Annotated in this window: 12 protein-coding genes and 3 pseudogenes; 5 read left to right on the top strand and 10 right to left on the bottom strand. The window is 63.5% G+C overall.

All coding sequences use genetic code 11. The annotated features are described in order from the left end of the window. Nucleotides 1-80 precede the first annotated feature (80 nt). Nucleotides 81-2,108: a TonB-dependent siderophore receptor gene (locus XCSCFBP4642_RS0112040; protein WP_228325814.1), complete on the bottom strand. Its 2,028-nt coding sequence runs from the start codon at nucleotides 2,106-2,108 to the stop codon at nucleotides 81-83. A 773-nt stretch (nucleotides 2,109-2,881) separates the two neighbouring features. Here XCSCFBP4642_RS0112040 and XCSCFBP4642_RS24705 point away from each other — a divergent pair. Both XCSCFBP4642_RS24705 and XCSCFBP4642_RS30510 read left to right on the top strand, forming a co-directional pair. Continuing rightward, on the top strand, nucleotides 2,882-3,694 hold the full coding sequence (locus XCSCFBP4642_RS24705) for an nSTAND3 domain-containing NTPase (protein ID WP_200859698.1): 813 nt from the start codon (nucleotides 2,882-2,884) through the stop codon (nucleotides 3,692-3,694). 46 nt (nucleotides 3,695-3,740) lie between these two features. Further along, nucleotides 3,741-5,351 (top strand): nSTAND3 domain-containing NTPase, encoded by a 1,611-nt coding sequence (locus tag XCSCFBP4642_RS30510; protein WP_425480111.1) that lies wholly within the window; start codon nucleotides 3,741-3,743, stop codon nucleotides 5,349-5,351. 65 nt (nucleotides 5,352-5,416) lie between these two features. Here XCSCFBP4642_RS30510 and XCSCFBP4642_RS0112030 read toward each other — a convergent pair whose 3' ends face one another. Then, the gene (locus XCSCFBP4642_RS0112030; protein WP_029220000.1) at nucleotides 5,417-8,053 is read right to left on the bottom strand and encodes an AAA family ATPase; all 2,637 of its coding nucleotides are present in this window, start codon (nucleotides 8,051-8,053) and stop codon (nucleotides 5,417-5,419) included. Between the two features lie 377 nt (nucleotides 8,054-8,430). On the opposite strand from XCSCFBP4642_RS0112030, the pseudogene XCSCFBP4642_RS27040 reads away from it, so the two are divergent. After that, nucleotides 8,431-8,667, top strand: a pseudogene (locus tag XCSCFBP4642_RS27040) (DUF2958 domain-containing protein); the annotation flags it as partial. Between the two features lie 303 nt (nucleotides 8,668-8,970). On the opposite strand, the gene XCSCFBP4642_RS29430 reads toward XCSCFBP4642_RS27040, so the two are convergent. From XCSCFBP4642_RS29430 to XCSCFBP4642_RS0112010, 3 genes are read right to left on the bottom strand one after another with little or no spacing between them, the layout of a single operon-like run. Beyond that, a complete protein-coding gene (locus XCSCFBP4642_RS29430) occupies nucleotides 8,971-9,168 on the bottom strand; it encodes a hypothetical protein (protein WP_152527261.1) in 198 nt (65 codons plus the stop codon). Nucleotides 9,169-9,210: 42 nt separating this feature from the next. After that, nucleotides 9,211-10,071: a helix-turn-helix domain-containing protein gene (locus tag XCSCFBP4642_RS30775; protein WP_029219997.1), complete on the bottom strand. Its 861-nt coding sequence runs from the start codon at nucleotides 10,069-10,071 to the stop codon at nucleotides 9,211-9,213. Nucleotides 10,072-10,074: 3 nt separating this feature from the next. Continuing rightward, nucleotides 10,075-10,665 (bottom strand): ComF family protein, encoded by a 591-nt coding sequence (locus XCSCFBP4642_RS0112010; RefSeq protein WP_029219996.1) that lies wholly within the window; start codon nucleotides 10,663-10,665, stop codon nucleotides 10,075-10,077. A 94-nt stretch (nucleotides 10,666-10,759) separates the two neighbouring features. On the opposite strand from XCSCFBP4642_RS0112010, the pseudogene XCSCFBP4642_RS24695 reads away from it, so the two are divergent. Together XCSCFBP4642_RS24695 and XCSCFBP4642_RS24690 are read left to right on the top strand one after the other, a co-directional pair. After that, nucleotides 10,760-11,497: pseudogene (locus tag XCSCFBP4642_RS24695) on the top strand (recombinase family protein). Further along, complete coding sequence (locus XCSCFBP4642_RS24690) at nucleotides 11,494-11,706, top strand: hypothetical protein (protein ID WP_033898308.1); 213 nt, start codon at nucleotides 11,494-11,496, stop codon at nucleotides 11,704-11,706. The pseudogene XCSCFBP4642_RS24695 and the gene XCSCFBP4642_RS24690 overlap by 4 nt, the downstream one beginning before the upstream one ends. Nucleotides 11,707-11,955: 249 nt before the next feature. Here the strand turns inward: XCSCFBP4642_RS24690 and XCSCFBP4642_RS24685 are convergent. From XCSCFBP4642_RS24685 to XCSCFBP4642_RS0111975, 5 genes and pseudogenes are all read right to left on the bottom strand, one after another. Next, a pseudogene (locus tag XCSCFBP4642_RS24685) lies at nucleotides 11,956-12,184 on the bottom strand (IS5/IS1182 family transposase); the annotation flags it as partial. A 174-nt stretch (nucleotides 12,185-12,358) separates the two neighbouring features. Further along, nucleotides 12,359-13,660 (bottom strand): TIGR02679 family protein, encoded by a 1,302-nt coding sequence (locus XCSCFBP4642_RS0111990; RefSeq protein ID WP_029219995.1) that lies wholly within the window; start codon nucleotides 13,658-13,660, stop codon nucleotides 12,359-12,361. A gap of 25 nt (nucleotides 13,661-13,685) precedes the next feature. Next, a complete protein-coding gene (locus XCSCFBP4642_RS0111985) occupies nucleotides 13,686-17,813 on the bottom strand; it encodes a TIGR02680 family protein (RefSeq protein WP_029219994.1) in 4,128 nt (1,375 codons plus the stop codon). Then, on the bottom strand, nucleotides 17,810-19,072 hold the full coding sequence (locus tag XCSCFBP4642_RS0111980; RefSeq protein WP_029219993.1) for a TIGR02678 family protein: 1,263 nt from the start codon (nucleotides 19,070-19,072) through the stop codon (nucleotides 17,810-17,812). Before XCSCFBP4642_RS0111980 ends, XCSCFBP4642_RS0111985 begins: the two co-directional genes overlap by 4 nt. Continuing rightward, nucleotides 19,069-20,613, bottom strand: a complete 1,545-nt coding sequence (locus XCSCFBP4642_RS0111975; protein WP_029219992.1) for a TIGR02677 family protein — start codon at nucleotides 20,611-20,613, stop codon at nucleotides 19,069-19,071. The genes XCSCFBP4642_RS0111980 and XCSCFBP4642_RS0111975 overlap by 4 nt, the downstream gene beginning before the upstream one ends. Nucleotides 20,614-21,045: the final 432 nt, after the last annotated feature.

The raw sequence follows: 21,045 nt of genomic DNA, 5'->3' as shown, positions 1-21,045 counted from the left end.
GGAGGCTGCCCAGTGGATGCTCGATCCACCGGGCTCGCACCCTGCAGGTTACGGCCGGCGGCGCGGCCGGCATCTGCTTCTCACCATCGATAGGTTGCAGTGGCGATCATGCGACGTTCGTCGCCGTAGTAGCAGCTGCCGTACTGGTCGCAGTTGCCGATGTAGGTCTTGTCGGTCAGGTTGCGCACGTTCAGCGCGAAGGTCCAGCGATCGATGTCGTAGCCGATCATCGCGTCGAACACCGTGAAGGACGGGACCTTGCCCGGCGCGGCGTTCAGGTCGCCGTAGTTCGACCCCGTGAAGTGGGCGCCTAGGCCCACCTTGATGCGGTTCGGGAAGCGGTAGTCGGCCCAGAGCGCCGCGGCATTGCGCGACACGGCCGTGAGCGGCTTGCCGATCTCGCGCGCGGTGCTGCTGGCCGTGATCTCGGCCGTGGGCGTGTAGGTGTAGGAGCCCACGAGGTTCAGGCGGGGCAGCACCTCGGCCGAGGCTTCCAGTTCGAGCCCGCGCACCTGCACCTCGCCGGTCTGGCGCGGCACGAAGTTGTCATCGGCGGTCAGGTAGTTCTTGCGGCGCAGATCGAAGATCGCCGCGCTATAGCTCTGCTTGCCGCCTTCGGGCTGGTAGCGCACGCCGGCTTCGTACTGGCGGCCGGTCTCGGGCTTGAACGGCTGGCCGGTGGCGGGATTGCGCGTGGCCGTGGGCACGAAGGACTCGGTGTAGCTCACGTACGGCGCCCAGCCGTTCGGCGCCAGGTAGGTGAGGCCGGCGCGCTTGGTGGCCTTACTTTCGGAGATCTTGGTGTGGCTGCCGTCCAGGCGGTTGTCCACCTCGCTGCTGGCGCGGTCGTAGCGCGCGCCCAGGGTCAGCAGCCAGCGGTCGCGCCACTTGATCTGGTCCTGCACGTAGAAGCCGGTCTGCGCCAGCGTGGCGACGCCGTCGTACCACGGGGCCGGGATCTGCACCGCGCCGCCGTACACGGGGTTGTAGATGTTGAGCGAGCTGGCCGAGCCGCCGCTGTAGCTGGTCTGGTCGATGCGCGTGCGCTGGTAGTCCAGGCCCACTAGCACCGTCTGCTGCACATCGCCCGAGCGCAGGCGCGTCTCCAGCTGGTTGTCGAGATTCAGCGCGCGGATGCGCTCGTTGCTGCCCGACACGGTGCGGCGCAGCGTCGTGAAGTTGGCCGGATCGCGCGGGTTGGCGGGGTTCACGGTGATGAAATTGCGGCCCTGGACGGCGCTGTAGTCCACGTCGAGGTGGCTGTAGCGCGCGTTCTGGCGCACGGTGAAGGCATCGTTGATGCGGTGCTCGAACAGAGTGCCGACCATCGAGGTGTCAAGGTCGAACCGGTTGTGCGTCGGGTCGCTGGCGAAGAGCCCGCTCGGGATGAACGTGCCGATGGCCGTGGGCACGAGCGAGCCTACGGCGGGGCGCGTGCGCGAGAACACGCCCGCGCGGGTGCGGCCGAACTGCGAAAGCAGCGTGAGGCTGGTGTCGCTTGAAGGCTTCCAGGTGAGCGAGGGCGCGATGAACGTGCGGTCGTCCTTCATGCCGCCGGCTGGCAGTTCGGCATCGCGCGTGAGCGCGGTGAGGCGGTAGAGCAGGGTGCCGTCCTCGCGCAGCGGGCCGGAGAAGTCGCCCGCGATCTGCTTGCGCCCGTGGTCGCCCACCTGCACCTGCACCTCGCGCAGGGGCTCGGCCGTCGGGCGCTTGCTCACCGCGTTTACGAGGCCGCCGGGACCGCTCTGGCCGTAGAGCACCGAGGCCGGGCCGCGCAACAGTTCGATGCGCTCCGCGCCGTAGCTCTCGATCGGCCAGATGCCCCAGTTGCCGTTGTTGCGCAGCGGCATGCCGTCCAGGTAGAAGCCCGGCGCATACGCGTCGAAGCCGCGCAGCGAGATCCAGTCATAGCGCGAATCGGCGCCGAAGCGCGTGGGAATCACGCCCGGGGAGTAGCTGAGCGCTTCTTTCACGTTGGTCACGCCTTGCGTTGTCATGCGATCGGCAGGGATCACGGAAATGGACTGGGGCGTCTCGATCAAAGGCGTGTCGGTTTTTGTCCCGGTTGAGCTGCGCTGCCTTGGATCGGATTGCTCGGTCACGGTCACGGTGGGCAGGGCCGTGGGAGGTGCGGGTGTGGTGGCCTGCGCTTGCGCTGCCGCGTTGGGCGGGGTGAACACGCTGGCGATGACGACGGCCGCGATGGGCGTGGTGCGCAGCTTTCGGTGCCGAAAGAGGCGGCGGGGCGGAGGTGTGTCATCAGAGTGGCTCCTTCAATGGCAGGATCCGGTCGCGGCGGAATACATCGCTTCCAGAAGGGTGGTGAAGGGCTGCCTGGGCACTGGCCTGGGTGGCGGTGAGATGCGTTCGGATTGCTGCCCGAACGGGCGGTACGGTGTTCGTGCAGTCTGTGCTCAAAGTCGGGGCGTGGCTTCAATCCGATTCCAGGTGCTGCCTTTTCCGCTATCGGAATCAACGTAGCAACTCGCGGTCGTGCCGAAGAGCGCGCACAGGGAAAGCCAAAGTCGTGGGTTTCCGTGGGGTTGATTAGGCCCGTTGACGTTGACCGCCAGCGCTGGCAGCTTCACGCTGCGGCGTGCGGCGATGACGCTTCCACGCGTGGCGCCAAGACGCGAAGAGAAGAGCGCCTGGTGCGGCTTCTCGGTGACGCAAAAGCCGCGACTACCATGAGGGGAGCAAGATATGGATGGATTTGCAATGAAGCTGCTGTGGGCACTTGCATTGGTTGGCACCTGCACACCTGTTGCGGCGAAGGAGACACTTCAGTGTCCCGATGATCTGTGCGTTTCCGATTAGTGGACAGGCACAATCATTCTTGAATTTTATGCTTGGTTGCGTGTGCTCGGTTTGAGGAGGAGATATGTACGATTTACACCGTCTCGGATGGAATAGCTTTCAGCAGCTGTGCCTCACCATCGCGAGGGAAGTGCTTGGGCAGGCCGTGCAGTCATTTCTGGATTCGAATGACGCAGGGCGAGATGGCGCTTTTGCTGGTAATTGGACACCGGCAACGGGTGAGACGCTCAGCGGGAAGTTTGTCATTCAATGCAAGTATTCAAGCAAGGCTAGTCAGCTCCTCACAAGGTCCGTCATCGCGGACGAAATACCCAAGGTGCGCAAGCTGGCGGCTGATGGGCTTTGCGATGTCTATGTCCTAATGACGAATGCCGGTGTATCTGCCAAGCAGGAGGCGCAGATTAGGGCGGACTTGATCGAAGTCGGAGTCAAGCATGTGCTGATATATGGGTCTACTTGGATAGAGGACCAGATCAGGGACAACACTCGCCTACGGATGCTTGTTCCCCGTGTATATGGTCTGGGAGACCTGAGTCAAATCCTGGATGAACGGGCCTACGCGCAGGCGCGCGCCGTTCTTGAATCGCTGCGGGAAGACCTGACCAAGGTTGTCATCACGGATTCCTATCGGAAAGCGGTCAGTGCCCTCGATGAACATGGATTTGTGCTGCTCATCGGAGAACCGGCAGCGGGAAAAACAACCATTGCTTCCATGTTGGCAATGGCTGCGGCTGACAAGTGGAAGTCATCGGTAGTCAAGCTGGCCGACCCGGCCAAGATCGTCGAGCGTTGGAACGTTGACGAACCCTCTCAGTTCTTCTGGATTGACGATGCATTTGGCGTGACGCAGTACGAGTCGCCACTAGGGAAACTCTGAACAACTCCCCCTGATCCTGCGACAATCGCACAGAGGCACCAGGACGATGACGATGCAACTGACCTTCGGCGACGCGGANTACCCCGAAAACGTGCCGAAAACGGCAAAAAACCGGGGGTTTGAGCGCCCTCAGCGCGGCGGATGTGGCGTGTTTCGTTTTCCGGCTGCGTTGATCAGACCATCCCTAGTGCAGGGCTGGAACCATTCACTGGCACAGGTGAGGGCGATGTTGCGTCACGGGGTCAAGATCGTCATGACCTCACGGAATTACATATACAACCGTGCGCGTCATGACCTCAAGGAAAGTGCGTTCCCGCTGCTCGGCGAAAGCCAGGTAGTGATCGATGTTCATGACCTATCGACCTTAGAAAGACAACAGATTTTGTACAACCATCTGAAACTCGGAAAGCAGCCCACCGCGTTTCGGGCTGATATCAAACCGCACTTGGAAGGCATGGCAGTACATCCGCGCTTCATTCCAGAGACGGCACGGCGCATCGCGGATCCGCTGTTCACCAAGGACCTCTATGTCGGTGAATACCATCTTGGAAAATTCGTGGAAAAGCGCGAGCAGCTTCTGCTTGAAGTGATCCAGGGGTTGGATGCAAACAGCAAGGCCGCGCTCGGCTTGATCTACATGAGGAAAGATCACCTCGAAAGCCCTGTCACCTTACAGGGCACCGAAACGCAAGCACTGGAGCGGCTTGGCAGCACACTGGGAGCTTGCATCACCGCACTCGATGCGCTCAGCGGCAGTCTTGTGACCAATGTCCAGGTTGACGACCAACCGGTGTGGCGTTTCAAGCACCCGACCATCGGCGATGCGTATGCTGCGACCCTGGCTTTCAGTCCTGATTTGCTCGGCATTTTCTTGAGTGGAAGCTCCACGGAGAATCTGACATCCCAGGTCACATGCGGCAACGTCGGCTTTGAAAAGGCGGTTGTTGTTCCGAAGTCGCTCTTCCCGATGATGATTGCGCGCCTGCTGGAGTTCTCAGCCAGCGATATGTACAAAGTGGAGTGGATGTCTTCGTGGGGGGCGAGATGGACACTCCACCGGTTTCTCGCCAGTCGTTGTTCCAAAGAGTTCTTGGCGTTGTTCCTTGAGCAGTCAGCGGAAACCTTGGAGCGTGTGTCCAAGCCAGGGTTGAGCCTTAGCGCTGTACCTGAGGTTGATCTCGCGGTACGCCTGCATGAGTTCGGGCTCCTTCCCGAGGAGAACCGAAGACAGTTCGTCGAGAACGTTAGCAACTATGCGATTGCGGGTGAGGACACATACGCCTTGAAAGATGCCGGTGTGCGCAGTGTCTTCACAGAAGAAGAATTTGATGATCTTGTGGAAACCACGCGCGCGGACCTACTGCCGAAGTTGCCAGAACTGCGGCTAGAGGTGCAAAGCAACCATTCCTCCGACCCTCCGGATGAGCATATGCAAGATATTCTCGAATCGTTCAACACCCTCAAGATGCGATTCAGCGGAGATGCAGATGCAGTCAAGCTCATTGAGCGCGAGATGGATCTCGCAAATGAATGGATCGCCGAAACCAAGACGCCCGAACCGAAGAGAAGTCCTCGGACTCTTGGAGCCATTGAGCCCTCTGAGGAAAAGCACGGCACGCGAAGCATCTTCGACGATATCGATGAGGGCGAAGTGTGATGACTCGGGCAAAAAATTTCTGACAGGCTCAGTGTCCGCAGCGTGCTGAGAGAACCTTGAGCCGCCTATGGTGCTGCGGTAGGTGGCGCGACGGCCGGTCCGGCCTTGCGTTTCTTCGCCGTACTCACATTACGCGCCTCAACTTGTCCGCGCCAAGTTTCCAGCGCCATGATGTCGACGAGCAGTTCATTGGGTTCGGGGACGGCCACGCCGCCCATGAGCGCTTTGTCGTGCGCATAGTTGGAGCACTTTGTCATGCCTGCGGTTACGCGCGCGTAGTCGTCATCTTCGACTATTACGCCAGCCAGTCGCTGAGTCTCGACGCCTTTTCGGAAACGAAGGATGACTTGGTGTAACAACACCTCCTCTACGGCGCGCTCCCACGCCATGCGCAAGCGAAAGTAGGCATCAATGGTTTGCCGCTTGTGCTCTTGCTCTTCGCCATCCTTGTAAAGCTTTTCAATGCCTTGGTGTTGCGCTTTCAGAGCATTGATTCGCTTACTTGCCGTTTTCCCCTCAAATGGAAGATCCGGGTCCGCAACCCCGAAACCTTCTGCGCGGCGGGTCAGGCTTTGGGTAGCGATGGGAACACCGGCCAACTTCGCTTCTTCGACGAGCAGGCACAGGAAATAGACGTCGTGGGTAAATACGACGACCTGCCGCTGTGCTGCCTCGGCGGCCAAGCGCTTTGCCACACGTTCGCGCCGACGATGATCGAGTGACGATACGGGATCATCAAATACGATGCCGCCTTTGCCTCCGCTTAAGCCAACCTCGGCAAGGAAAGAACCGACCGCGATTGCACGTTGCTCACCTTCGCTCAAGATGTCCCCTGGACTGCGGCTTTGCTGCAGTTCCAGCTTGAGCTTGTGCAGGGCCTTGCCCCGATCCGACCGGCTTTGCAGCGAAACGCGCAGCGTGCCGACACCGAGCGCCTTGAATTCGCGGTTCAGCGATTCGGCCAGTTTCTTCGACACGACCTTTTCCGCCAACTCCGATGCCTTCAAGGAAATGGCGTTGGTCCTAACGGCAGACAGGCATTTCGTGAGCTTGGCTTGGTGGGCGAGTCGATTGACTGCTGTGGTGACAGCATCCTTGACTTGACTCAGTCGTACCCGCGCGTCCAGTTCCAGGAACTGTTCCTGTAGGGCTGCACGGGCCTTTTCGTCTGAGGCTTTCTCCAAGGTCTCCACTTCGGCATTCAGCTTGCTCGCCAAAGCCTGCAGCCGTTCGGCTGGATTGAACAAGGGTTGGTTGATGCCATCCCACTGGTGCGAGACCACTGCCGCTTTGATGGCTTCCTGGCGAGCGGTCAGGAGCGGCTCGAATGCCTTGGTATCGGCTGCCAACTGCGGGTCCAGGGCCTCGATTTCTCCATGCGTCACGTCGTCTAGATTCAGCGTGAGAACCTGTGCAGCGAATGGCTTGTATTCGGCGGACAGGGCCGCGCGACGCGCCTGGGAGGTTTTTTCCGCCTCCTGTTGAATGAAGGCTTCGAAGCGCAGTAAGCGGTCAGCACCTTCGGCGAGCGCTTGCTGACAGAGAGGGCAGGGCGCGTCTGCCCCCAATTCGGGAAACGTTTTATCAGGGTGGGATTCGATGGCAAACTTGCGCGCCGCCTCAAAAAGTTCACGCCATGTCTCGCCGCCGGTGCCTGGCAGCATGTTTTCGCCTTCCTTGAAGTGCTTCGCCGCGAGGGCGGCTGCAGCTTGCGCCGTGCGATAGCTGTCTGCCAGAGCCTTCAGTTTGGCGACGACAGCTTGATCCACTTGGGCGCTTTTGCTGGCCGCATTCGTCGCAATGGCTGCGACACGGCGGGCGCGCAATCGCAATTGCGCAGCTTTCTCCTTCGGGTTGTTCTCCTTCAGGCTCTTGTCCAGGGACGCATGCTGGGCAAGTTCCTCCGGAATCAAAGTCGCGAGCGCATCAATCTGGACCTGAGTTGTCTTGGCGGAAAGCGACGCGATCAGTTTGCCGACGAGCGTGTCTCCCTGCAGGGGAGCAAAGGCGGAAAGATCAGCGGCAGATTGAGCGTACTCGGTCTCGATCGCCGTCTTCAACTGCTTGCAGACTTTAGCCAAGCCTTCGAATACATCGAGTCCGTAGGGTACATACGAAAAATCGTCTTCACTATCGAGGTAGGCACGAGCGCAACGCGAGTCGAAAATCGCAAACGACGACAGCGCTGCAGGGGCCGCCTTGCCGTGTTGCCAGTGTGCGTCCTGCGCAACCCCGTCGACAGCGATCTCGAAAGTGGCTTCCGGAGTTCCTACCTTGCTCGCAGGCAAGTTGGCGTTCGGATGAATGGCCTCCGACTGATCGCGCGCACGGCATGCGCGTTTGAGAACGCGGGAGTAGCCCGATTTTCCTGACCCGTTATCACCGTAGATGACGGTCATGCCCGAGGCGCTGATGGGTAGATGTTGGTTCTCGGCAATCGCGTTGACGTGCCGCATGTTCTTGATGGCCCGTAGCTCAACGTGGGTCGTCACTTGAACCGGGGCGGGAATCTGTTCGGCGGTTAGTGGCTTGGACTTACGGTCTTTGGGATCCGGAATGCCATATGCCGCCTTGAGTAGCGCGAGCAGATCATTCTGGTCTTCCATCGCGAGTGTCTGCTTGGCAAGCAAACGTGCCACGGCATCGCTCTGCCATTCGGGCAACCCTTTGGTCCAGTTCAGTATCTCCTGCAATATTGACATGCGCTTCCTCCCGTAGTCGTCGTCTTTGTCGCCCAGAAGTTCCCTCGTCTAGCTGCGCTGCCTGCGGGGATTTTTCTGTTTCGAGTAGAAATATTACGGCGTCCCGGTGGTTCACCGCCAAACTTGCAGGCTGCGCTCCGTGCTTCATGTCGAGTCGCGGCCATCCGGCCTTGATCCCATGACGCCTCTGGCCTAATGAAGCGGCGGAGTAAGAGCGGCTTGCTGTTCCCCTATCGTGCCACGGCGTGCTCGCGGTCAAGGGCGGCGCGTGCTTGCACGCTTGCGGCCTGAGGCCGTCGTGGACCCCTGACGGTTTGCGTTGCGCCGTGACCCGGAAGTGCTGGGCAGTTTCGCCCGGCATCCTTCAGGAGTTCAGCATGAACTACCCATTCATCACAGACGAGCAGCGCTCGCTGCTGCTGGCCAACGGCCAGGAGTCCATCGAAACCCCGGACGTCGATCCGCCTCCTGCGATCAAACTGTTCACGCCCGACGCTGGCGCAACCTGGCTGCCAACTGAGATCGATCCTGACAACCACGACCATGCATTCGGGCTTTGCGACCTGGGCCTGGGAATGCCTGAGCTGGGTTGGGTCAGCTTGGCCGAACTGGCTTTGGTGCGTGGACGGCTGGGTCTGCCAATCGAGCGTGATCTGCACTTTCGTGCGGAGAGCCACGCGGGACGATTTCCGCCAGGCCCTGGATGCGGTGCCGTAGTCACTCGCCGCGTAGGCTCCACCAGGAACAGCAAGGGTGGCCAGTTGCCGCCCTTGTCGTTTTCGGGCCTGCATCGCAGTTTTCGACGATGCGCGCCGGCGTGCTTGAGCATCGACAGTTCGAACGATGACGGCCGCCCTGTACCTTCCCCTTGGCGTGGATCTCGTATCGCCGTTTTTGGCGATGGTGGCCAGCGCTTCTTACTTGATCCCTTGTATTGCCTTGGAACGTGCTGCGTCAGCCTGGCGGTCGTGCTCGTCGTCCGCGTTCAGTTCGGCCATAAGTTCAGAGACAGTGGCAAAGTGTCCAGAAACGCGGCCAGCGCGAGCGTCCTTCATCGCTTGGATCGTCGTTTCGTTCGGAATCAGCGGAGCTTCCGCAGAGTCGTTCTTGTTCATGCTCATTCTTTGGTGTTCATCAAACGGTGGTTTTCTGAACATTCACGCCGATTCCAGCACCCGCATTTCCACGCGCAGACCAGCAGCGGCAGCCATATTGATGAGGGTATCCAGGCCGAACAAATTGGTCTTACCACGCAGCAGGTCGGACACGCGCGGTTGTGTTACTCCGAATACCTTGGCCGCTTGCGATTGGCTTAAATGGGTCCGCGCGATATGGTCCGCGAGCGCCGACATCAGCACGGCACGCAGCTTCACGCTCTCGGTTTCGGCCGTGCTGGCGACAGTCTCTGTCACGGTAGGATCGGCCGCCGCGTCGAGTAGGTCCTTGGGCGCTTCTGTTGCCGGTGCATCGAGCGTAAAGCTCTCCTGGCTCAGTGCTGTAATCTTCGTCGACAGGCCAATCTTTTCCTCGGCCTTGGCGCGTGCGTGCTCCGACATGAAATGCAATAGATGATCGAGGCCGGACTTGTCGCCGATGGTCACGAAATCCTTGTTCTTGTTGACGAACACGACAGATTTTTTCTTTGCCTTCAGCAGCTCGATAACGTTGCTGAGTGTGCCAGTGCTTTTGCAATCCCAGACCATCAGACCAAAATCGCTGTTCTTGGCCATCTCTACGTCTTTCGCTGTGAAGAAGGCCCGCGTACCAGCTCTGGCCTGAGACTGGACGTGATGCACGGGCCAATCCGCGACGTTGTTGCGCGGCGCTTCGCCCGTGCAATAGACCGTGACCTTGCTGGCGTGATAGGCCTGCAAACACTCCTGAATGGAGGTATCCGCGCCATCGGCATCACCCACAACAACGTTGAGATCCTGCGAGACAATATTGTTGATCCGCTCTCGCACCTTCTCATGCAGGCGACTGATGGATATCGATCCAGCAATGAACACGGTTTTCATGATCTATTTCCAAGTAATCGTGGCGGCATAGATATGGTTGATCTTTTGATAGGTGCGTAGGGCCTGGCACACGGCATTCATCGTCGCTCCCGTGTCGAACAGATCATCGAGCAACAAAGCGTTCCAGCGGCCTTGGTTCGTGATGCACTCGTTGACGGTGATCCGGCCGGCCAGAGCTGCGTCTTTCTCTGCCCTGGTGTGGAGGTTTTTGAGCGCCGGACTGCCGGCCTGGGCCGGAGCTTTGACGATCATTTCGTGAAACACCGGAATATCGGTCAGTCGGCCGAGCGCATTAGCCAGCTCGTTTACAGGTTGCTTGGTGCGCACGGTTGAGGCTGGCATGGGGACAATCAGCCCGATTTTGCCGAAAAGGGGCAGCAGCGTGTCTCGGACCTGCGCGGCCAACGAATCGACCTGGCTCCAGTCACTCCGGTACTTGAGTTGATAGAGCGCTTCGCCGGGTTCCGACCGAGTAGTGTCAAAGCGATCATGGCCCCACTCGTCCACCCCAAGGTGGACGCTTGAAAGAGTGTGTTTGTGCAGGGCATAGCCCGCATCCCAACTACCTTCGATTTTCCTAACCTGGACTTCCATTGAGCGGGCTTCCTTGGCGTATGGGCTTTCGCCCGAGCAGGGCCAAGAAGCCTTTATGAACTATACAAAATTTTGTATGGACATGCAAGCCAGCATGAGCAGGACGAAACCGGCGGCCGCGCCACTTGTGGCGCGTGTCTATCTGCGCGTCAGCACCGAAGCGCAAGACCTTTAACGCCAGGAAGGGATCATCACGGCTCAGAAGGCCACCGGGTACTACGTCGCCGACGTCTACCGCGAGAAGGCCAGCGGCGCACGTGCCGACCGGCCCGAGTTGTTGCGCATGGTGGCCGACCTGCAACCGGGCGAGGTGGTCATTGCCGAGACGATCGACCGCATTAGCCGCTTACCGTTGCCAGAGGCCGAGCGCCTGGTGGCGTCGATCCGAGCCAATGGTGCGCGCCTGGCTGTCCCTGGCGTAGTCAATCTATCCTACCTGGCAGCCAAGGCCCACGGCGTCGCCAAGATCGTCCTGGAATCCGTCCAGGATATGCTTTTGAAGTTGGCTCTACAGATGGCCCGCGACGACTACGAGGACAGGCGCGAGCGGCAGCGCCAAGGCATCAAGCTGGCCCGCGAGGCCGGGCGCTACAAGGGCCGCCGCGCTGACCCGAAGCGCCGCGCCCAGGTTGTCGCGCTGCGCAAGTCCGGCCACAGCATCAGCAAGACCGCCGAGCTGGCCGGGTGCAGCCCGGCCCAGGTGAAACGGATATGGGCCGAAGTCAGCCAGGCCGAAGCGAAGCAGCGCGGCGCGTTTGTGGAGGATGCATTGACGGAAGCCGACGCCCTGGCCGCTGTCGGCCAGGATGAACGCCAGGAGGACAGGGTATGACGAAGCCGTATCAGGACGCCGAGCCGTTTTTCATCACCGAGGAAATCGCGGCCGAAATGATCACCGGCGGCTACGAGTTTGAGCTGCCGCCCATGCTCTGCACCATTCGCCTACACGACGTGCTGGAGCGCATGACCGATGCCGAGCTAGCATTGCAGCCGGGCGAGTTCGCCGACCAGGAGCTTGAACGCCGACGGCGCAAGCCGTAGTCAACCTCATAATCTGGTCATGGCATTTTTCATGGCACTGGTTCTGATTTTATTTGCAAGGTGTTGTTTATAAAGTATTTTATCTATTCGTTTACAATCGAGTGGGAATGACCCCGCGCCCGGCTTCGCCGATGCATGCCATCTGCGAGGCGTACGACGCATAGAGCCTGTATTTGGTCTTCGGGCGCTACATATACAGTTGGCGGGGCGCTGCAGCCAGATACCGATGCGCTCGCCCACGCTGTCCTGCACCGCATCCAGCTCGCGCTCCACACCGGCCTGCATCGCGTGCGCGGCATTAAATCGCGTGCGCCAGCAACTCGTCCAGCCCGGCGTTGCCCACGTGCTGGTTCCAGCACGTCAACGCGCTGGCGTCGCAGGGCAGGCGCGTCCGGAACACCACCTCACCAGTGAACAACCGCCAGTACGGGTTCTCCAGCCAGCGTGCGCGCATCGCTTCGTCAGACAGGTCGGTAGCCGCGTTGTAAGCACTCGCAAAACCGGATGCCGGCGGACCGGTCGGTAAACGCTTCAAGGTCGGATCCAGACCCGCTGTTCTTGTTCAATGCGTGAGCAGGGAGCAGGTGCCTGCGGTCGCGCTGTGGCGTCGGTCATCGGTGAAGCGCAGCTGCGGCGGTTGACGCCGTCAGTTTTATGCCGAATCCGGAACACACAGATCCTCAAGCAACGTGATTGCCACCGCTTCCTCTGCGATGGCAATGCCACGGTTCTGCATGGCAGATGCAAGATGCCGATCCCAGTCGGCATTGACAGGTGTGGCGCCAAGTCCATGCCGCACGTGTGCGGCGGAATCGGCGGCTGCTGCATAGTCTTGGGTACTCATTCGCCACGGCGTCGCCTTCCAGGTGCGGATCACGAAATTGGCGATGACGATACCAGGCCAATCGAAGTCTCCGTGATAGCGCAGCGTTGCGCCGGCAGCTTGCAGTTGATCGAGCAGGATGCGTTGCGCGGCCGATGGCATGCCGTCCGTGCAGACCAGCGGTGCGCATCGCGGGCCCAAGCGGTCGGCTGCGATGGCAAGAACGTTGGGGTTCTCGCAGACATGCACGACGCGATCGGCCACCGACCAGGCCTGACGGGTTCGAAGCAACTGCCGCAGCGAGAGATACGACGGCTCGCCCGCAGACACCGGCCGCGAACCGCAGGTGGCAACTGGCAGATTGAGAAAGAGCGCAGGCCGGGCCAACTCGTTCACCAGAACGCCTGCGCGCGCCCAGATGTCGCGTTGACGCTCGTCCGTGCCGGCCCTGTGTGGGCCATCGTCGGGATCTTCGCCGGCCTCATGGTTGGTTGCGCGCTGCTGTTCGTGATGCCGCCATGCGGCCAGCACGAGGGTGGCCACCGCTCGCCCGGCGTCGAGGGCATGCGCATCGCCGAGCAGGCTGGCCGCCAGTTGCGAGCGCGGCTGCCCCTGCGCTGGCAGCGTGCGCAGCACAGCGTCGGCGGCGTTCAACAATGGCCCGACCCGTTGCGGTTCACGACTCAGGCGCTTGACCACGGCTAGGGCCGAGGGCGTGTTCAACCAATGTTGCAGCAGTGGGCACGCAGCCGCCGAGTCGATCACGCCAGCCCAGCGGGCCTGAAGTTCCAGGCGCAGCTGCGTCTTGTCGACGATGGGGCCGTCCAGACGTTCCAGTGCCGTGCGCAGGGAGTTGGCGACGCCGGCTGCGCGCAGTGCAGAATCCAACTGGCCGATGTCCAGGGTCATCGAGCGCGCCGGCCGTGTGGGTCTGCCAGTCATTCGGCACAGTGCGTGATGTGCGGCGGGATCGAGGTCGTTCAAGCGCAGCGTCGATGCGGTGGCATCGACGCCGATGCGTTCGAAATGCCGGCGCAGCCGCTGGCGCAGGGGGGCGAGGGCGTCGCCGCCCAGCAGGCGTTGCAGGCGCGGGTCAAGCGGATCGGTTGGCGGTGCGGTGTCGGCGGACATGCGATTCAAACTCAAGCAGCGCAGCTCAGGCAGCTGGCGGGAAGCGGCGGTCGGGGTCGGGCTCCTGGCGCTTGGCGCGACCATCCCACATCCAGCGCGAGACATGCACGGCGTCGATGCCTTCATGGCGCTGCAACTGGGCGATCGCCACCCCCGGCAATTCGGCCGAGCAGGCCCATTCGCGTTCGCTGGTGACGACGAAGTCGAGGTCGAACTCGCGGATCAGCGCCCAGCAGTGATGGCGCGCAGCGTCATCGATGCCGGCGAAGACTTCGTCAAGCAGGACCAATCGCGGCGCATGCGCGTGGCCGGCCTGTGAGTAGTAACTGGAGACGGCGGCGAACAGGGGGACCGTCAGGCCAAGGGCGCGCTCGCCGCTGGAGGCTGGACCGGACAGCGGACGCCATTGCCCATCCCAGCGCTGCACGCGGAAGCGGTGCCAGCGGCGATAGTCGAGCGCGCGCGCCAGTTGTTCGTGCAGGCTGCCGCCCTGGTCGGCATCGGCACGGCTGCGTTCGGCGGCAATGCGCTGTTGCAGCATTTCGCCGACGACGCGACGGTCCTCGACGCTCCACAGATCGGTGCTGGTGTTGAGCAGGCGCTGACGGGCCGCCTTGAGGCCGACCGGGGCGCCGCCATCGCCGCTCTCCGGCAGGGTTTCCCACACCAGGCGGAAACGCACGCCGGTAGAGGTCGGGCGCTTGCTCAGCTCCTGGTTGATCGCCACCAGCTGCTGCTCGGCCTCGTGCAGCAGCTTATGGATAGCACTGGCGATCTCGGCTTGCAGGTGGTTTTCCAGTACCTGACGCTCGCCGGCGGTCAGCAGTTCCCGGCGTTGGGCGATTTCGCCGGCCAGGCGCGTGCCCAGTTGGTCGGGACGTTCGGGCCGGTTTTGATAAACGATGCTGACGATCAGGCCGAAATCGCTGGTTTCGGCCTGGGCACGGTGGCTCAGCGCGGCCAGCGCCCGGCCAAGTTCGGTGTAGTCCTGCGACACCTGGTTCTGCACGCGATTCCAGGCATCGTCATCGTCGTTGATCTGCAGCAGTGCCTGCTCGGCGCGCCGAGCCAGGGCCAGGGCCGGCTCGATGGTCCATGCCGAGGTCTGCGGCGGTAGTTCGGCAGCCGGAAGTGCGATCTCAAGCAGGCCGGTGGCGGCGAACCCCTGCCATTGCTCGATGGCCTGCTGGCGCGCTGCGATGCGTTCGCCCAGGATGGTGTTGGCCGTCTCGACCTTCTGCTCGGCCCGGGCGCGGGCTTCGCCTGCCAGGCGAAGCGCTTCGTTGCTCGTTCTGAGTTCCGAATCCGCATGGGCGACGGCTTGCCGGGCGTGGGCGATACGCTGCTGTATCTCCTCGACCCTGGCACCGACCGATTCGCGCAAGGTCTGCAGGCGGATGCGGGCCTCTTCGGCAAGCAGTTCGCGTTCGACCGCCCGCTCGGCTGCGTGTTCTGCATCGGTCTGGGCCTGCCGTTCGCGTTCGATCTGCTGCTGCTGTTCGGCCAGCGTGTCATGGCAGGCGCGCGCGGCACTCGTCAGCGCATGCAGCCGATCGCCGAAGGCGAGCAGCATGTGGCCGATGACGTGCAAGGCCTCGCGCTCCGGCGGCAGGGCGAGATCGCGGGCGTCCTGCTCCAGGGTCTGGTTGGCCGTCTCCCAGTGCTGGATGGCGCGGCGCAAGGCATGTTCGGTCTGGTCCAGGCGCAGCCTGGCCGCGTCGAACTCGCGGACGCACATGCTGGCTTGCAGGTGCGTCGCGCGCAGTGCGTCGTCGGCAGGGGCCGACTGCCACTCGCTGGTGGCCTGGTGCTGGTCGGCCGCGAGTTGCGCGACGCTGGCCTGCAACAACGACTGCGCTTGGTCGAGTTCCAGCAGTCGCTGAGCGATCTCGCTCAAGCGGCGGACCCGGGCGGCTGCACGCGCCGCGTAGCCGACGAATTCGGCGCGAGGCTTATGCCAGGCGCCCGCCAGTGCGCCTAGCCGGAAACGGCCGCCGGGACCGATCCAGGCTTCGGCATTTGGGTCGTCCTGCTCGCCGCTGGCGACACCTTCGAGCAAGCGTTGCACGACGACAGGCGCGACCGGCAGCGTGGCGTCGATCGAGGCTGCCGGCCGCAGCCACGCGGCCAACGAATCCAGGCGCGCCGGCCGGCCGAGCCATTGGGCATCGTGCGGCAGTGGCGCGCCGCCGCAGTCCTGCAACTGTCCGTCGGGCGTGACCCAGGCGTCGAGCATGCCTGAGGCCTGTAGCGCGGCTTCGAGACCGGCCTGCTGGTCGGCCGGCACGGTCGGGGCGAACTCGACCAGTTGCCACAGCGGTGCCCCGGCCCGGCCGTCGCGTGCGTCTGGCGCGCGCCATGCCGGCGGCACGGGCAGGGCATCTTCACCGGATTGCAGGCGTATTCGCTCCGTTTGCAATGCGGCTTGTTCCTGGCCCAAGGCGTGCCTTTCGGTCTGCAACGCGGCCTGGCGCTGGGCCAGCAGCAGGCTGGCGGCCTGCTGAGCCCGGTGCAGGGCAGTGCGCGCGGGATTGTCGCCATGCAGACTTGCAGTCCATGCGGCCAACGCGTCGAGGACGTCACCGCTGTCAGGCACCCGCAGCTGACGCGCAGCATCCAGGTGGGAGTGCCAGGCATCGAACAACTGCCGGCCTTGGTGTTCGACGGCGGTGTCGGCCTCTTGGCGGCGGGTGGCAGCGTCCTCGGCCTCGGCGGCGCGCTCGTCGCGCAGGTCCTGCGCGTGCGCACGGGCGCGAGCAGCCTGCTCGGCTTCGTCGCACCGGCGCTGCAGATGGGCGAGCTGTTCGCGGCGGGCGGCAGCGGTGTTGCGCAGATCCTGTTGCGCAGAGGTCACCGCTGCTGGGGTCAGGGCGGCCGCCTGGCCTTCGGCCAGCAGGCTGGTGCCGTAGTCGGACGCTAGCCCGGCTGCCTGGGCTGCCTCGCGGGCCTGAGTGCGTGCGTCGGTCAGTGTGCGGCTCGCGTCGTCGGCGCGTTGGGCGCGCTGCCGTGTGGCCTGCTGTTCCTGCTCGAGACGGGTTTGGCGGTGTCGGCGTTCAGTGCAGGCGGCGTGCGCTTCGCTGCGCTGGCGTTCGGCGTCGGCTGCCGCCTTGTCCAGGGCCTTGGCATCGGTCATGGCCGGATCGTTCTGCAACTCGTCGTGCCGGACGCGATGGCTCGCCAAGGCTTCTTCTGCGCGTTGTTGCGCTTGCCTGGCGCCGGTTTCGGCGGTGTGCGCGGTCTCCAGGGTGAGACGGCCGTCGCTGAGGTCGCGGCTGGCGTTGTCGAAGCCGGTCTGCGCGCTGCGCAGGCTGCGCGCACGGCGCCGGGCCTGGGTGGCGGCGTAGCGCTGATAACGCTGATTGAACTGGCCGACGGCACGCTCCAATGCTTCGTATTCCTCCAGCTCGCGGCGGTATTCCTCGAGCTGGTTCAAGGCGTCGGCGACGTCGGTCAACAGCTCGACGGAGATCGGTGGCAGCGCCTCGGTGAGGGCATTGGAGAGGTTGGCTTCATCCGGTTTCTTGGAGAGCTGCGGCTGGCGGAGCTGGATCAGCGTGTCCATCAGCGCGGCATAGCGCTGTAGCCCGAGGTGGAACAAGCGCTCGTCGACCGCACGCCGGTAGGCGGTCGCGGTGTCGAACACCTGCCCATGCTCCTGCAGCGCCTCGCGCAGTCGTTCGCGCGTGAGGACCACACGTGAGGGGCTCATCAACCACAGGTCCCGACCGATGCGCTGTTGCTCAAGCACGAAGAACCAGTTGTCCACCTGGGCGCGTGCTGCCACGGCAAGCAGCCCGCAGCCCAGGGTGAGGTAATGGAGCTGGCCGTCGGCACCGACCCGGCCCAGCTCCAGCCAGGCGTAGCCCATGCGGCGGTCGTGGCGCCCCAGCAGCAGGTTCCAGGCCATTTTCTTGCTGGCGTCGCCATCGGGTTCGATGCGCGAGGATTTGAGCTGGGCGTCGAACAGGAAGGGCAGGGTCAGCGAAAGCACCTTGGATTTGCCCGTGCCGTTATTGCCGCGCAGTAGCAGGTGGCCGTCGCGGAACCAGAACTCCTCGCTGTCGTAGTGGAACAATTCGACCAAGCCCAGGCGCAGCGGCTGCCAGCGGGCGCGGGTCGGAGTGGGCAGGGGTGGGCAGAGTGCGTCGGTCATTCGAACAGGGAGGGATGCCTGGCTGTGGATGGGATCGACTGGCGGATGTCGGCTGCGCCGAGTGCGAAGCGGGCCAGCGCGGGCAGGGGGCGGACGTGGGTCTGGGTGCATGCGACCAGCTGCAGTTTCTGCAGGCGCTCCAACGCCAGGCTGGCGAGCTCGCGTTCGGCACCGGGCTCACGCGCCGATTTGCGCCAGTAGCTGCCGTGCGCTTCACGGGCGATGGCGAGAAAGGCGACGACATCGTCGTGGTGGATTGTTTCGGTGAACGCGCGCGGCCGCGAGAGGAACTCGGCGACCAGCAGGGTGGCATGGGCTTCGGTGCCTTCGGCGGGCATGGCAATATCGGTCAGCTCGCCGTCCTGGTCTGCCAGGGCCAGCCCTTCAGCACGCTGCTCGGCGACCAGGCCGGCAGCCTCGCACAGGCGGCTGGCCATCGCGCCGCGCTGATTGACGAAGTAGGCGCGCAATTCGGGGTCCAGGGTGTCCAGATAGACCACCGGGTCGTCCAGCAGGCGGCGCGCGAGGTGGTGGCGCAGGGCCGTGCGACGGCCTTCTTCGCTGTCGGGCTGGTGCTCGCTGACCAGTGATGCCAGGCGTGCGTCCAGGTCCACGGGAGCCTGCTCGGCGGGCCAGGTGGATGGCCCGCGGACTGCGGCAAGTACGCCGGCCAGTACTCGGCGGCGCACGTCGTACAGGGCATCTGCGCCCTCGGCTGCATCGCCGCTGTTGCGCACGTAGCCTTCTTCGTCGCCGGCAACACGCTGCAGCACGCCAAGCTCCAGCAGGCTGCGGCAGACGGCGACCAGTTCGCGGCGCTCATGCGCGGCGCCAAGGGTAAAACGAAATCCGCGCGATTCCAGTGCGGGGTCGGCGGCCAGCGCCAGCAGCCGCTCGCCCAGCACGCGCAGGGTGATCTGCGGGTCGGCGCGTTCGAGCACCGCGCAGGCCAGGCAGAGCAGCACATAGCGCCTGCGTTCGTAGCCGGGCAGGCCGCGGCTGGCGTCGCCCAGGTCGGCCGGCCGCTTGTACAGGCGTGCGCAGTCGCGTTCGATGTGCAGCGTCCAGCCGGTTTCGCGTGCGAACCAGGCGCGTAGTTCGTCGGCATGCCGGCGCACGGCGGCAAAGTCCTGGTGTGTGGGGGTCATCAACGGTGCCATGAGCAGCGCGCGCAGCGCCTGGCTGCGTTCGTCGTCGCGGCGGCGGGTCTGCTCGCGACCGATGCTGTGGCTGTTGGCGCGGTTGTCGCCGGAGCTCATGGTGCTGCGTCCGTGCGAGTGATGGTGATCAGGTGGTCGCGGCCGCTGAATGCACCGGTGGCGGTGTGGATGGTGGCTCGGCTGCCCGCAGCCAGCGGCTGCAGGCGGATGCGCAGCAGGCCATCGCCGCTGGGCACGTCCACCTCGGCGTCGGGCGAAGATTGCGCGGTCAGCGCTTCGCTCAGCAGTCCGAGGAAGAGCGTAAAGGCCTGGGGATCGAGTGTGTCGACCTCGGACAGGCACGTACTGCGACCATTGGCCAGGCGCTGGCGAGCGGCTTCGATTTGCGCATGTTCCTCGTGCAGCCGGGCGGCCAGCAATTGCCGCTCGGCCTCGCGCGTCTGCACGCGTGGCAATGCGCCGCGTGGCGATGCCTGGCCGTATTGGCGCAGGCGCGGGTGGACGCGCAGCGGCGGCGCCTCGGCCCAGGGCGTGCTGGCGGGCAGGTCCTGCGCGCCGGACGCCAGCTCAGGGGTCAGCGCGAAGTGTCGGGCCGGGTTGAGCGCGAACGCTGCGCGTGCCAGTCGGTGGGCCTGGTCATCGTCCTCGCAGGCGGCGAACCAACCGGCAAGCATTCGAAAATCCGCAGAGCGGTCACTGCGTCCGCTGCGGCGCTCGTTGATCGTGGCCACGGCCGACAGCAACTGCGGGATGGCCGCACGTGCCTTGGCGCGCAGCAACTCGGACTGCGCGGGTGCGTGGCCAGTGGCCAGGAACCAGCGGCGCAGCCCCGTCCAGCGTTCGCGCCAGGCGTGCCAGCCGCGCGTGACCGCATCGCGTTGTTCCGTTTCGTCGCCCGGCGCGCTGTCGCGGGCCTGGCGCTGAGCGGCCAGCCATAGCAGCGTGTCGATGCACGACTGCAGCATGAGGATGTGCTGGGCAATGCCGCCGGAGCGGGCGACCAGATCGCCGATGAAGCGTTCCAGGTAGTCGATCAGCCGCTTCTTGTAGGCGAGTATCGCTGCGGCATCGGCGTGTTGCAGTTCGATTCCACGGCCGACGCCTGCCATGAAGGCCTGCGCGTTGTCGGCCAGGCTCTCGAACACGCGCACTAGGTCGCGCAGGGTCTCGTGCACCTTGACGGCATCTGGTTCGGCAGCATCGGCCAGGGTCAGCAATGCCTTCAAACGCAGCGCGATGTCCTCGAGCGCGACGCTCTGCAGCTCGGCACGTCGGCGTAGCGTGCGGCTGAAGGTTGCCAGCGCGGCCTCCACTGCCTCGCCGCCCAGCGAGAGTCGATAGACGAAACGCGCGCGGTAGAAGTCGTTGATGCTGGCGACGCGGGCGGTGTCTGGCTGGGATTCGAGGTTGCCCCAGTCCGCCAGTTGCGCCAGCGCCGTCTGGACTTCTTCCATCCGAGGCATGGCTTGGCTGGGCAGTTTTGACCAGTCTGCATCCTCCAAAACCTCATCGGGGCGAAGATGCAGCCGGAACTGCCGCTTGGCAGCAGCGAAGCACCCCATGATGCAACGGTACAGCGCCGCCTTTTCCGCACTGACGTGGCGAAACAGATCGGCTTGGATGGCTGCTGGGAGGGTCATCTCACAGGCTGGGCGATATGGACTGCAAGACTAGCGCCAAACGTGCCCGGCTCGTAGCCCCAACTACTGAAATCCCGGTCCGCGCGCCATCGCGGCTGGACCGACCGCACTAGGATGGGGGCGAATGCTGGCGCGGTAGGCTGCGCATCTGTGCGCTACACCGATCGTCTGAGAGACTGCGTATGCGTTCGATTGCCGCCTGACTTCATTGCCGAACGCTGGCCGCGTTGTTGTCGTGTGCTGTAATGCCGGGTGCATGGGCGGTTCCGCCCGATCTAGGACGCACCTGGATCCTCAGCGTGGCGGAGTTGGTGCAGGCGATGGAGGGCTGGCAGGGCGATCCGGCGCACCCAGAGCAGGCACGGCGGCAGCTTTCGAGCATGCGCGCGCGCCTACACCGAAGGGGGTGCCGATATCGCCAGCGGTGTGCGT

Origin of the sequence: Xanthomonas cassavae CFBP 4642 (assembly GCF_000454545.1) — a bacterium.
Classification (GTDB): Bacteria; Pseudomonadota; Gammaproteobacteria; order Xanthomonadales; family Xanthomonadaceae; genus Xanthomonas; species Xanthomonas cassavae.
The sequence above is the reverse complement of the archived record's forward strand: the minus strand, read 5'-3'. Positions and strand labels throughout refer to the sequence as shown.

What these genes read in the sequence shown, in the direction of transcription:
- XCSCFBP4642_RS0111980 (WP_029219993.1), bottom strand. Translation starts at nt 19,072, where the DNA reads ATGAGCTCCGGCGACAACCGCGCCAACAGCCACAGCATCGGTCGCGAG.
- XCSCFBP4642_RS0111990 (WP_029219995.1), bottom strand. Translation starts at nt 13,660, where the DNA reads ATGTCCGCCGACACCGCACCGCCAACCGATCCGCTTGACCCGCGCCTG.
- XCSCFBP4642_RS0112010 (WP_029219996.1), bottom strand. Translation starts at nt 10,665, where the DNA reads ATGGAAGTCCAGGTTAGGAAAATCGAAGGTAGTTGGGATGCGGGCTAT.
- XCSCFBP4642_RS0111985 (WP_029219994.1), bottom strand. Translation starts at nt 17,813, where the DNA reads ATGACCGACGCACTCTGCCCACCCCTGCCCACTCCGACCCGCGCCCGC.
- XCSCFBP4642_RS24705 (WP_200859698.1), top strand. Translation starts at nt 2,882, where the DNA reads ATGTACGATTTACACCGTCTCGGATGGAATAGCTTTCAGCAGCTGTGC.
- XCSCFBP4642_RS24690 (WP_033898308.1), top strand. Translation starts at nt 11,494, where the DNA reads ATGACGAAGCCGTATCAGGACGCCGAGCCGTTTTTCATCACCGAGGAA.
- XCSCFBP4642_RS0112030 (WP_029220000.1), bottom strand. Translation starts at nt 8,053, where the DNA reads ATGTCAATATTGCAGGAGATACTGAACTGGACCAAAGGGTTGCCCGAA.
- XCSCFBP4642_RS30775 (WP_029219997.1), bottom strand. Translation starts at nt 10,071, where the DNA reads ATGAAAACCGTGTTCATTGCTGGATCGATATCCATCAGTCGCCTGCAT.
- XCSCFBP4642_RS0111975 (WP_029219992.1), bottom strand. Translation starts at nt 20,613, where the DNA reads ATGACCCTCCCAGCAGCCATCCAAGCCGATCTGTTTCGCCACGTCAGT.
- XCSCFBP4642_RS29430 (WP_152527261.1), bottom strand. Translation starts at nt 9,168, where the DNA reads ATGAACAAGAACGACTCTGCGGAAGCTCCGCTGATTCCGAACGAAACG.